General features: G+C 58.0%; 11 protein-coding genes. 8 read left to right on the top strand and 3 right to left on the bottom strand.

The genetic code is table 11. The features are described 5' to 3' along the window. Positions 1-17: 17 nt before the first annotated feature. Entirely contained in the window at positions 18-674 is a 657-nt protein-coding gene (locus KYE_RS12480) for a protein-L-isoaspartate(D-aspartate) O-methyltransferase (RefSeq protein WP_008173895.1), read from the bottom strand. 190 nt (positions 675-864) lie between these two features. Between KYE_RS12480 and KYE_RS12475 the strand changes: the two genes are divergently transcribed. Beyond that, positions 865-1,530, top strand: coding sequence for a hypothetical protein (locus KYE_RS12475; protein WP_008173893.1), 666 nt, complete (start codon positions 865-867; stop codon positions 1,528-1,530). A gap of 17 nt (positions 1,531-1,547) precedes the next feature. Here KYE_RS12475 and KYE_RS12470 read toward each other — a convergent pair whose 3' ends face one another. Continuing rightward, positions 1,548-2,324 (bottom strand): TSUP family transporter, encoded by a 777-nt coding sequence (locus tag KYE_RS12470; RefSeq protein WP_008173891.1) that lies wholly within the window; start codon positions 2,322-2,324, stop codon positions 1,548-1,550. Between the two features lie 96 nt (positions 2,325-2,420). Between KYE_RS12470 and KYE_RS12465 the strand changes: the two genes are divergently transcribed. From KYE_RS12465 to KYE_RS12435, 7 genes are all read left to right on the top strand, one after another. Continuing rightward, entirely contained in the window at positions 2,421-4,298 is a 1,878-nt protein-coding gene (locus tag KYE_RS12465; RefSeq protein WP_008173889.1) for a methyl-accepting chemotaxis protein, read from the top strand. Positions 4,299-4,383: 85 nt separating this feature from the next. After that, entirely contained in the window at positions 4,384-5,445 is a 1,062-nt protein-coding gene (locus tag KYE_RS12460; protein ID WP_008173887.1) for a PA0069 family radical SAM protein, read from the top strand. 63 nt (positions 5,446-5,508) lie between these two features. Beyond that, positions 5,509-7,197, top strand: coding sequence for a L,D-transpeptidase family protein (locus tag KYE_RS12455; RefSeq protein WP_008173884.1), 1,689 nt, complete (start codon positions 5,509-5,511; stop codon positions 7,195-7,197). Positions 7,198-7,229: 32 nt separating this feature from the next. Next, on the top strand, positions 7,230-7,682 hold the full coding sequence (locus tag KYE_RS12450) for a hypothetical protein (RefSeq protein ID WP_008173883.1): 453 nt from the start codon (positions 7,230-7,232) through the stop codon (positions 7,680-7,682). Positions 7,683-7,688: 6 nt separating this feature from the next. After that, on the top strand, positions 7,689-7,979 hold the full coding sequence (locus tag KYE_RS12445) for a SelT/SelW/SelH family protein (RefSeq protein ID WP_008173882.1): 291 nt from the start codon (positions 7,689-7,691) through the stop codon (positions 7,977-7,979). Positions 7,980-8,084: 105 nt separating this feature from the next. After that, positions 8,085-9,185 carry an NADH:flavin oxidoreductase gene (locus tag KYE_RS12440; RefSeq protein ID WP_008173879.1) on the top strand — a complete coding sequence of 367 codons (1,101 nt, stop codon included), beginning with the start codon at positions 8,085-8,087 and terminating at the stop codon, positions 9,183-9,185. Positions 9,186-9,290: 105 nt separating this feature from the next. Beyond that, a complete protein-coding gene (locus KYE_RS12435) occupies positions 9,291-10,076 on the top strand; it encodes a ZIP family metal transporter (RefSeq protein ID WP_008173877.1) in 786 nt (261 codons plus the stop codon). Here KYE_RS12435 and KYE_RS12430 read toward each other — a convergent pair. After that, the gene (locus KYE_RS12430) at positions 10,063-10,971 is read right to left on the bottom strand and encodes a LysR family transcriptional regulator (protein WP_008173875.1); all 909 of its coding nucleotides are present in this window, start codon (positions 10,969-10,971) and stop codon (positions 10,063-10,065) included. The genes KYE_RS12435 and KYE_RS12430 overlap by 14 nt on opposite strands. Positions 10,972-11,100 lie beyond the last annotated feature (129 nt).

Here is an 11,100-nt window from a genome sequence, read left to right as displayed (position 1 = left end):
CGTGCAAAGACTCGCGGTCACGACCACCCCTGTTCACCGATCAGGGGAACGAACCGGACTGCGCCGAGGTCCTCGGTCCGGAATTCGTTCTCTGTCAGCCGGGTAATACGTTCCAGCGACTGAACCGAATGCTCCGACCCCACCGGTATGACCAGGTGCCCGCCAACCGCCAGCTGATGCTTCAATGAGTCCGGCACCGCTGGCGCACCGGCAGCCACGATGATGCCATCGAAAGGCTGGTGCTCGGGCCAACCTATCGTGCCATCGCCACAGCGAACCCGGACATTGTCAAAACCCTCGGCGGCCAGCGTTCGGGCTGCGCGATCGGCCAGTTCCTGAACCCGTTCGATGCTGAACACCTCGCTTGCAATACAGCTCAGAACGGCAGCCGCATAACCCGAACCTGTGCCGATATCCAGAACCCTTTCTCCACCCTCCAGATCCAGGGCTTCCGTCATCAACGCCACGATGTAAGGCTGCGAAATGGTCTGCCCCGCGCCTATCGGAAGAGGACCATCATCGTAGGCGCAGTCCTTCATACGTTCTGGAATGAAGCGCTCACGCGGCACCCGACCCATGGCCTCCAGCACCAGCGGCGACCCGATTCCACGGGCTCGAAGCTGATAATCCACCATGGACGCTCTCTGCAACTCGAAGCCATTGTCCTGATTCATGACGCTCTTCCTTCCCCTGGTCCGGCTGCTTACCGGCCGTTACAAAGCAGTAACTTTTTTACAACGGCGCGCTTGAGATTATCTGTCTACTTTTTAGACATCGGTAATGACACATACAACCACCGAATGCCAAAAACAACAAACGGACAACGGGTCCACGAACCGGCCAACCCGTTGCCGAGGAGGAGAAATGTCGACATCCGTAAACCACCTCGACGAACGCACGCGGGACTCCGCAGAGCTGCTCGAGGAGATCATGCCCTCTGCCATTACCCTGGCCATGATGCTTCGTCACCGTAAAATGGCGGCCTGGCTACGCACCGAATTTGATGGATATCAGGATGTTGCTGCCGCCCCACCTTATCGTAGGCAGCTACACGGGCACATTGTTGCCAAATCCCCCCAGTATGGTTGGATCCCCGCTCCGGTCGATGATCAGCAAAAAGAGGAGTTCGGCTACATGGATCTGCTCGAGGGCGTGAAAGCTCTTGAGAAAACCTGTGTGAGTTGCAAAAAGGGCAACGGCAACCGGGTTTTGCTGGAAAAAGACGAGATGGCCGTGTTGCAGAAGCAGATCAACCTGACCGCCGAGCTGGCCATCAACCTGAGTCGCGACGTTTATTGCCGGCTCCTCAGGACCGTTCGGGCTGCGATCTACCTCTGGACCCAGGAACTGATGGCCGAGGGCATTGCCGGGGAGCACAACCACTACAGTCCGGACGAGCGCGCCAAAGTTGCGCATCTGGACGACCCCGAGAAGTTCTGGCGACGGGCCATGGACGAAGTCGACAGCCTGCCAATACCAGACGTGCGGGTGACCGGTTTCTTTGAACGGGTATTCGGGCGCGCAGGCTGAGCCTCGCGCCCTGGCTGCTACCAGAGCACGCTGACAATACCGACGCTGCTCACCAGCAGCAGCACGGTTCCCAGCAGACGGAAGAACACCGGAGTCTCCGCCTGGAGAATACGGTCATGGGCGTAGAGCCCGATGACGTGGCCGATGGCTGCGCATGGCAGCAGCCAGAGGTGATGGATAAGTTGCAGATCGATGCCGGCCCAGACGAAAGCGGCCATCTTGATCAGCACCAGAATGAACCAGAGCGCGAACAAGGTATCCCGCAGTTTTTCTTTGGGCAGGTGCTGGGCTGCCACGGCAATGATCAGGGGCGCACCGATCAGGGAAGTGCCACTGATGTATCCGCCCACCATGAGGAATATCGCGTCGACCGTTTTGCTGCCACTGCGAAAAGGTCGGTTGATGATGTAGGAAACAGAATAAAGCGCCACGATAACGAAAATGATGGCACTCAGGATGTCACTGGGCATGGTAATCAACCCGAATACACCAATCAGCTTGGGCACAATCATGATGGCGAGGATCCGCCACAAGTATTGCCAGTCGACAGTGCCCGAGCCCGCCTCACGTTGCTTGCCTGCCCCGGTGCGATTGTTCATCCAGATTGTCAGGGATGAAAACACCAGAAGGTGGACCGCAATAATCGGCAGAAAGACGAGCGGTTGATCAAGAACCAGCAACAGAAATGGCAGGGACAGAACGGCGCCACCGAATCCCAGCCCTGAGCGGACAAAACCACTCCAGACGAAAATCAGGGCAATCAGCAGATATTGGTAAATCGCGAGATCAGACATGGATTCCCGGTTGTCGTCAAAAGGGCCGTCGTTTATCCGGAACTGGTCTAAGCTCAGTTAGTTGCGAAGAAAAACAACATTCCCCGGAGGATGTGAATGGCCTTGTCATGGAAACAAAAGTTCCTGCTGTTGATTGTTGCAACGCTGATTGGTCTGGCGATTGCCACTCTGGCCTCCCTGAGCGGGCTCGGCAAGGTATCTGACGCTTATGAGGCCCGAAGCGAAGCAAGAGCCTATGAATCCGCGTCCCTGACCCTGCTGAACGACTGGCTGGCACTCGAGAGAACGAGTGAGAATCTGGAACCGAACCAGGTTGAGAACTATCAGGAGAGACTGGCGTCGCTCGCGGTCCAGTCGTCGGCGCTCAGTGAATCCGCCGGAACCCTGCCGGGTGACGCGGTAAAGACCACTGCACAACAAATCCAGGAGCAGGTTGCGGAGTATACCCGACTTCGCACCGAATGGCTGGCCCTGAATCAACAGCTAGGCCTCACTCCGTCCAGCGGTCTGAGAGCAACAATGTCCGAAGCCATAAACGACAGGCTTCGGCAAATCAGCATTTCCATCTTCAACGACGACATCAACACCATCGCCTCCACCTACCGCGACTACCTGTCTACCTTCGATGCGACCTACGCCGAGTCAACCCGTGAGGCCCTGGCGCGGATGCAGACCACCGTCACCGAGATGGACTGGCAGGAAATTGACATCGGCCAGGCTGTCCAGGCGTTCGCCAATGCCTTTTCCGATGCCGAATCGCTCATCGCCAACCTGTCTGCCATTGAGAACCAACTGTCAGCCACCGGCACCCGTATTCGCGATCTGATTGCCGAGCAGAACACCCTCCTCCGCCAGGACATTATTGTGGCAACCAGCCAGCAGGCCGAAGAGGCCCGCGCCGCCTCAACCTGGCTGATCATTGCAACCGCTGCTGCGGTGGTGATTATCCTTATCCTGACCCTGACGACCGCCTCAAGAACACTGGTGAAACGACTCAATGAGACCGTAAACCTGCTCACCCGGGTCGCCGGCGGTGACCTCAGTCAGCGCCTTGAGCCAGGCAGGAATCCGAACGATGAATTTAATCGCCTGGGCGAAGCGGCCAACAAGATGCTGGACGATGTCTCGGACGTTATCGGGCAAGTCGTCGAGGGTAACCGCACGCTGTCATCGCTTCAGGTTGAACTGGATGCTCTAGTAGAGCAGATGGGCAGAAACGGCGAGCAAGTTGAAGACGAGACCGAGCAGACCGCCACTGCGGTTCAGGAAATCTCCCACACGGCGGTCGATATTGCCCAGTACACCCAGTCAGTCAATGACGCTGTTCAGAGCGCCAACGGTGCCGCCCATTCCGGTGCCGAGGTGGTCAGGCAAAGCGCGAAAACCATGACCGAACTGGCTGAAAGAATCCAGAAAACCCACGATCAGGTCAGCCAGCTGAGCAAAACCGGCGAGAAGGTCAATTCCATCGTTGGCGTAATCAACGGCCTGGCTGAACAGACTAACCTGCTGGCCTTGAATGCTGCGATTGAGGCGGCAAGAGCCGGCGAGGCCGGACGCGGTTTCTCGGTTGTTGCCGACGAAGTTCGGTCCCTCGCAGAGAAGACCGTATCGGCAACCAACGGGATTGCCGAGATCGTGGAATCCCTCAACCGTGAAACCCAGGCCATTTCCAGACTGATGAAAGAGGGCCTGACTTCCGCAGGTGAGGGAGAGGAAAGCTCGAGAGAGGCGGCGCACTCGATCGAACAGATCACCGGCTCGATACAACAACTGGCTGGCGACATGAATCAGGTGGTGTCCTCTGTTGAGGGGATATCAACGACCACCGAGGAAATCGCCCAGAAGGTGGAGCAGATCCACGGGCACACCCGGGAAACCTCGGATATCCGCCAGAAGCTCAACGCCCATATCGGACGACTATCATCCCAGGTAACCACCCTGACCCAGGCATCACAGGGCTTCCGTCTGTAACAGTGGGCCCTGGACAGGTTGCACGGCAGGGTTCCAGGCGTTAGCATGCTCGATACTGTACATTTAAACAGTATCGAGCATGCCCATGAAAACTCGCGCCACGGCCCTGAATCCCCACAACCGGTTCCAGCCCATTGTCACTGACCGGGAGGCAGACCATGACTGGTATCACGACCCCGAAGACGACCTGAACCCCGATACGCTCGCTACGGAAGTCGTCCTTGAGACCGCAAAATCCATAATCAGTCGAAATACGTCACCGGACGTACCGTTCGACCAATCGATCAATCCATACCGTGGCTGCGAGCATGCCTGCATTTACTGTTTCGCCCGCCCTACCCACGCCTATTGGGACATGTCACCGGGGCTGGATTTCGAAACCCGGCTGATCGCCAAACCCAACGCCGCCGCCCGCCTGAGAGAAGAGCTCGACAGGCCCGGCTACCGGGTGTTGCCCATCGCCCTGGGCGTCAATACGGATGCCTACCAGCCACTGGAGCGGGACCAGAGGATTACCCGCCAGGTGCTGGAAGTTCTGGCCGAGTATCGCCACCCGGTGTCGATCATTACCAAGGGCGCGCTCATCCTCAGAGACCTTGATCTGCTCCGCGAAATGGCTTCTGATGGGCTCTGCTCTGTGCGGATCAGCCTCACCAGCCTGAGCAACGATCTGAAACGACGCATGGAGCCGAGGACAGCCGCACCGGGCACCCGCCTCAAGATGATCAGGCAGCTCTCGGAGGCCGGCATTCCGACCGGTATCATCCTCGGGCCGGTAATCCCCTTCATCAACGATCACGAAATCGAGTCAATTCTGGAAGCCGCGGCAGAGGCGGGCGCCACCCGTGCCAGCTGGATCATGCTGCGTTTACCCCATGAACTGGACGAGCTGTTCCAGGACTGGCTGCAGCGGCACTTCCCGCAAAGGGCCGAGCATGTGATGAACCGAATGAGCGACCTCAGGGGCGGCAAGAGTTATGACGCCACCTTCGGCCGCAGAATGACGGGCACGGGCCCTTACTCGGACCTGATTCGCCAGCGTTTCACCAAAAAAGCACGGCGTTTGGGGCTGAACCTCCATGCAGAAGAACCGCTGCGAGGTGATCTTTTCCGGCGGCCAGGTGGGGAACAAATGCCGCTGTGGTAGCATCAGACTATTGCACTTTACCACCGCGATTAACGCCTCTCAGGGAAGAGGTGGAGAACACCCATGCATGGATTCAGACGTTTTTCCCTCGCCACAACATTGTTTGCCCTGCTGGGCACCCTCTGGCACCCCGTTTGCCTGGCAGCCGATGAAGCCATTGTTGCCGGGATTGAGGCCATGGAAGCCGGCTTCCCGGTTCAGGTGCTCGGAAGCCGGTTAATGGCCCACCAGGCACTGTCAGCCTTTTACGGGGCCAACGGATACCAGCCAGCATGGAAATCGGCTGAGCTTCGCCGGCAGTTGATTGATTCGGTTGAACAAGCCAGTCATGACGGTCTGAACCCGGCTGACTATCACGCGGATATTCTCTCGGGCCTGGCACTCAGACCCATGAGCGATTTCTCTGAAGACCTGAGGGCCGATCTGGATCTGCTGTTCTCTGATGCTTTTCTGATGCTCAGCTCACACATGCTGGTCGGCAAGGTCAACCCGCAGACGGTTCACGCCGAATGGACCGCCAACAGGCGCCAGCGCCAGATGGAATCCGTTTTAAAGGATGCGTTGCAGCGCTCGGATATAACCGGCACGCTGGATTCGCTGCGTCCGGCCGATCCCGCTTACCGGAAGTTGATGGCTGCAAGGCAGGACCTGACCAGACTGCTGGGCCAGCCCTGGTTACCTCTGGCCTTGCGCCCGACCATTCGGCCCGGCGACAGGGATGAGCGGCTGAATGAGGTCCGCCGACGACTCTCTCTATTGGGAGAGCTTGCAGAATCACCGGCAACAGTCACAGATCCGCGTGACTACGACGCGGAGCTTGAATCTGCGGTCATGCGCTTCCAGGCCCGACATGGGCTTGAAGCCGATGGCCTTATCGGGAAGGACACCCTGACAGCACTGAACCTGATACCGGTGGAACGCCTGCGCCACATTGACGCCACGCTCGAACGATGGCGGTGGCTGCCGGAATCCCTCGGCGACACCTATGTCCTGGTCAATATCGCCGGATTTGAACTGAAAATGGTGGAAAACGGCGAAGAAGTACTGCGCAAACGAGTGATCGTCGGCCAGCCCTTCCGCCAAACGCCGGTGTTCTCCGATCGCATCCGGTATCTGGTGTTCAATCCCACCTGGACCGTACCGCGAACGCTGATGATTCAGGATCAATTGCCCCGGATTCTCCGCGATCCGGACTATCTCTCCCGACTCAATATCAGCGTTTACCGTGGCTGGGGCACTGACCGGGAAAGAGTGGACCCGCTGGAGGTTAACTGGCCGTCACTGAATCGGAACAACTTCCCGTACCAGTTGGTGCAGGAACCCGGCCCTCAGAATGCCCTGGGTCAGATCAAGTTCATGTTTCCGAACCAGTACGATGTTTACCTGCACGATACGCCGGGGCGCGGCCTGTTTTCCCGGGCCGAGCGTTCATTCAGCTCTGGCTGCATCCGGGTTGAGCAACCTTTTGATCTTGCAGAGCGACTTCTGGCGTCGGCGCCCGACTGGTCCCGGGAAAAGATTGACCGGGTGGTTTCCGAGGCACAACCCCAGACTGTCGTGCTCCCGGAGCCGGTGCCTGTGCACATCCAATACTGGACCTCCTGGGTAGATAACGAGGGCAGGCTGCAGTTCCGCAATGATTTATACAACCGCGATGCCCGCCTGATTGATCAGCTCCGTGGAACCGCCGAGGGGGATACGCGCTACAATACTCCGGTAGCCGGCTCGGGCCCGGCACAGGACAAGCTCTGAAACAGGATACGCGCATCAGTTGAGGAGATATCATGAAACAGACCCTGCTATTGGTTTTCGGGATACTCTTACTGCAGGGATGTCAGTCGCTGCCGCCCGCCGAAGACGAAATTGACGGAGACACGGTTTTCGTCAGCGCCAACCATTGTCTCAACGAATACCTGGATGATCTTGAAAAGGTTCACTACGGTCCCTGTCTCAAGGTCATTGCGATAAATGGCAATGAGCCGGCTGTAAGAGAAGACGGATTCATTGAACTACCGGCAGCGACAGCGCTGACCATTGGCGTGAGCTGCGTTTATCGCCACGCCGACGGCTCGCCTATTCCGGCAACCATGGAAAACGTAGACTTTGCCGTGAGCAAAAACACGTTCGCAAAAGCCGGCCAACGCTGGTATCTCCACGCTCACAAACAGGCCCGTAGAGTTGTCGGCTGTGAACCCACCCTGTCTCGCTCGGTCTATCCCACCAACGACACGGACTGATTCTTCATGACTAACAAAATCGATATCCACTATTGCACCGGTTGCCGCTGGCTTCTGCGCTCGGCCTGGATGGCGCAGGAGCTGCTGACAACCTTCGAAGGCGAGATCAGTGAATTGAGCCTGCACCCCGGCACTGGCGGTATTTTCGAGGTGTGGGTCAATGGCAAGCGGGTCTGGTCCCGCAAGCAAGACGGCGGCTTCCCGGAAATTACCAAACTCAAGCAATTGGTTCGCGACCAGGTTGCACCGGAACGCTCCCTTGGCCATTCCGACAGCAAAACCGGCACCTCAGAATAATCATTCAAAAATACTGACAGGCTGTGTCGATATTCTTCGCTTTTAGAGAAGGCGCTGCGCCCCGATAGTATCCCTCGTCCAATTCAACAACATGAAAGGGTATCTATGAGCGACGTGATGCAATCCATCAAATTCAACACCATCGAGGTACCTAATCGATTCGCCCTGGCACCAATGACACGCACCAGTGCGGAGCCGGACGGCACCCCGAATGCCCTGATGGCAGACCATTACGAACGCTACGCGAGGGGCGGCTTTGGTCTGGTGATCACCGAGGGAACCTATACCGATGGCAAGGCAAGCCAGGGCTATGCCAACCAGCCCGGCATCATCAACGAAGCGCAGATAGATGGCTGGAAGACCATTGTCGAACGGGTACACGCCGCAGGCAGCAAGATCATCGTTCAGTTGATGCACGCCGGCGCGCAGTTCCAGGCCAACCGTTTCACCGACCAGCCACAGGCGCCCAGCGAAGTTACCCCAAAAGGCGCCCCGCTTGGTTTCTATGGCGACCAGACTGAGTGGCAAACGCCCAGCGCCATGACCAGGACCGACATTCAGGCGGCGGTTGAAGGTTTTGCACATTCCGCCGCCAATGCGAAAGCCGCCGGCTTCGATGGCATTGAGATTCACGGGGCCAACGGCTATCTGTTGAATCAGTTCCTGAGCACCTACTTTAACCAACGCGACGATGAGTACGGTGGTTCACTGGAAAACCGGCTGCGCCTGGTGGTTGAAGTGGTCCGTGCGATTCGCGAGGCCGTTGGCGAGGACTTCACCGTAGGCATCCGCCTGTCTCAGGGCACGGTCACTGATCCAGACCACCAGCTGCCGGAGGGTGAAGCCGGATTCCGTCAGATTGTGGAAGCGGTCCGCGATGCAGGTGCCGATTTCGTCCATACAACCGACGGTGACGTTAACCGGAAGCATTTTGTAGAGGGTGATGAGAGCCTGGCTGGCGTGGCCGCCAGCGTTGAAGGGATCGGTCTTATCCTCAATGGCAACATTGATGAAACCAACTGCCAGGATGTGGCCAACCAGTTCCCGGACGCGTTGCTTGCGGTGGGCAAGAAGGCGCTCGCAAACCCGGACTTCGTGCAGCGCCTCAAAGACGGCAAAGAGATTGCAGACATCGATTTCGCGATGCTGCAACCGAAGGCCACCATTTCCAACGAGCTGGCCTGGCGCGAGCAGAACGCCGCCTGATCGCTTTTCTCTCCCGAGAAATGCAGCCGGAGGAACCCACAGCGGGGCCTCCGGCGTAGCTACTTCAAGCTGCTATGCTGACATTACAAGTCAACGGGAGACTGAATGACTTCTGACATCAGTATTGTCTGGCTGGGAACCATTGCCAGCCTGCTGGCGGGCCTTGCCAGTGGCGTGGGCGCCCTGGGTGTGTTTCTTGTCCGTACCCTCACCCATAAACTGCAGGACGGTATGCTGGCTTCAGCCGCAGGCGTGATGTTGGCGGCGTCATTTTTTTCTCTGTTACTACCTGGCCTCGAGTACGGCGAACAGATTACTGGCGAAACCTGGACCGCCGCGCTGATTGTCATTTTCGGCCTGCTCTCCGGTGCCGCTGCCCTCTACTTTGTGCACCAGAAGCTGCCGCATCAGCACTTCGAACTGGGCCGGGAAGGATCGGACGCTTCTTACATCCGCGGCATTTGGCTCTTTATTGTCGCTATAACCCTCCACAACTTCCCCGAAGGCATGGCGGTGGGCGTCGGTTTCGCCGGCGGCGATGTCAATAATGGCTATGTTCTTGCCACCGGTATCGGACTCCAGAACATTCCGGAGGGGCTGGCCGTCGCTTTTTCGCTATTGGCCATCAACTACTCGCGAATCAAGGCCTTCAGCATTGCCCTGATGACTGGATTGGCCGAGCCACTGGGTGGTCTCTTCGGAGCGACGCTTGTCTGGCTTGCCGAGCCAATAATGCCCTGGACCCTTGGCTTCGCAGCAGGCGCCATGCTGTTCATCATCAGCAATGAAATTATCCCCGAAACCCATCACCGGCAATGGAAAATCATGTCCACCTTCTGCCTGATGGGCGGTTTTGCCGTAATGATGTTCCTGGATGCTACGTTGGGCTAACCGCCCAGACACCCGCCAGGGCTTCCAGAGCCTCCGCGATCAGAGGCTCGCCCTGTCGGTCCTGGTGCCATACGAAACTGAGCGCGCAAGGCAACTGCAACCCCTCAACAATTTCCAGGCCGGTTTCCTGGCGCTCAGCCATCGCCAATGCATCCCGCGCGAGACTCAAACCCACACCTGCCCTGACCAGGTCCAGCATGCACGCCTCCTGATCGACCTGGGCTACGCCCCGCGGCATTAACCCCATGGGTTCCAGAGCGCCTTTAAGCAGCCGGTGATGAACGGAGTCTTCTGGGGTCACAATCCAGGGCATAGCTGCCAAGTCGGACCACTGGGCCGACCGAAGCCTCGGCCCCCAACCCGCCGGCGCAACCACATAGTAGTGAAACCGGGTCAGCTCACGGTGAACCACATCCGGCGCCAGTGCACCCGGCCCGACGCCGGGCGGCGCCAGAAAAAAACCGACATCGAGGCGGCCATCCCTGACCTGTTCCAACACGCTGCCACTCATACCCTGACGCAGCTCGGTTTCCAGTTGTGGCGCCCGTTCCACCAGGCGGTGCAGAAACGCCCCGAGACGGATAAATTCCGGATCCACGATGGTACCAATCCGCAACCGCCCTCGAAGTGTGTTATGCAATGCCCGGGCGCTCTGCGCAAACGCCGCCATGGCAGCGAGTGCTTTTTCAGCCGAAGGCAAGAGAGCCTGACCATCGGGGGTCAACACCAGACCCTGGGGCTTGCGCAGGAACAGTTTGAGTTCCAGTTCGTCCTGCAGTTGCTTGAGCTTGAGGCTGACGGCGGGCTGAGTCAGATGGAGGCGAGTGGCGGCGCGGCTTACACTGCCCTCACGGGCGACAGTAACGAACGCCCGAAGGCTCTGAAGGGGGTACATAAGCGTCTCGTTTCAGGTTCTCGATATAAGATTACCTTATATCTGGCTTTTGAAAATCTCAATTGCTTTCCCCCTTTGCCACACCTAACCTGTATGGTCAGAAATTACCCAAAGCTCCTTAAGGGCCCT

The sequence above is a fragment of the Marinobacter manganoxydans MnI7-9 genome (assembly GCF_000235625.1).
Classification (GTDB): Bacteria; Pseudomonadota; Gammaproteobacteria; order Pseudomonadales; family Oleiphilaceae; genus Marinobacter; species Marinobacter manganoxydans.
The sequence above is the reverse complement of the archived record's forward strand: the minus strand, read 5'-3'. Positions and strand labels throughout refer to the sequence as shown.

Excerpts from the sequence above, each read along its gene's own strand:
- KYE_RS12480 (WP_008173895.1), bottom strand. The coding sequence starts at position 674 with ATGAATCAGGACAATGGCTTCGAGTTGCAGAGAGCGTCCATGGTGGAT.
- KYE_RS12475 (WP_008173893.1), top strand. The coding sequence starts at position 865 with ATGTCGACATCCGTAAACCACCTCGACGAACGCACGCGGGACTCCGCA.
- KYE_RS12470 (WP_008173891.1), bottom strand. The coding sequence starts at position 2,324 with ATGTCTGATCTCGCGATTTACCAATATCTGCTGATTGCCCTGATTTTC.
- KYE_RS12465 (WP_008173889.1), top strand. The coding sequence starts at position 2,421 with ATGGCCTTGTCATGGAAACAAAAGTTCCTGCTGTTGATTGTTGCAACG.
- KYE_RS12460 (WP_008173887.1), top strand. The coding sequence starts at position 4,384 with ATGAAAACTCGCGCCACGGCCCTGAATCCCCACAACCGGTTCCAGCCC.
- KYE_RS12455 (WP_008173884.1), top strand. The coding sequence starts at position 5,509 with ATGCATGGATTCAGACGTTTTTCCCTCGCCACAACATTGTTTGCCCTG.
- KYE_RS12450 (WP_008173883.1), top strand. The coding sequence starts at position 7,230 with ATGAAACAGACCCTGCTATTGGTTTTCGGGATACTCTTACTGCAGGGA.
- KYE_RS12445 (WP_008173882.1), top strand. The coding sequence starts at position 7,689 with ATGACTAACAAAATCGATATCCACTATTGCACCGGTTGCCGCTGGCTT.
- KYE_RS12440 (WP_008173879.1), top strand. The coding sequence starts at position 8,085 with ATGAGCGACGTGATGCAATCCATCAAATTCAACACCATCGAGGTACCT.
- KYE_RS12435 (WP_008173877.1), top strand. The coding sequence starts at position 9,291 with ATGACTTCTGACATCAGTATTGTCTGGCTGGGAACCATTGCCAGCCTG.
- KYE_RS12430 (WP_008173875.1), bottom strand. The coding sequence starts at position 10,971 with ATGTACCCCCTTCAGAGCCTTCGGGCGTTCGTTACTGTCGCCCGTGAG.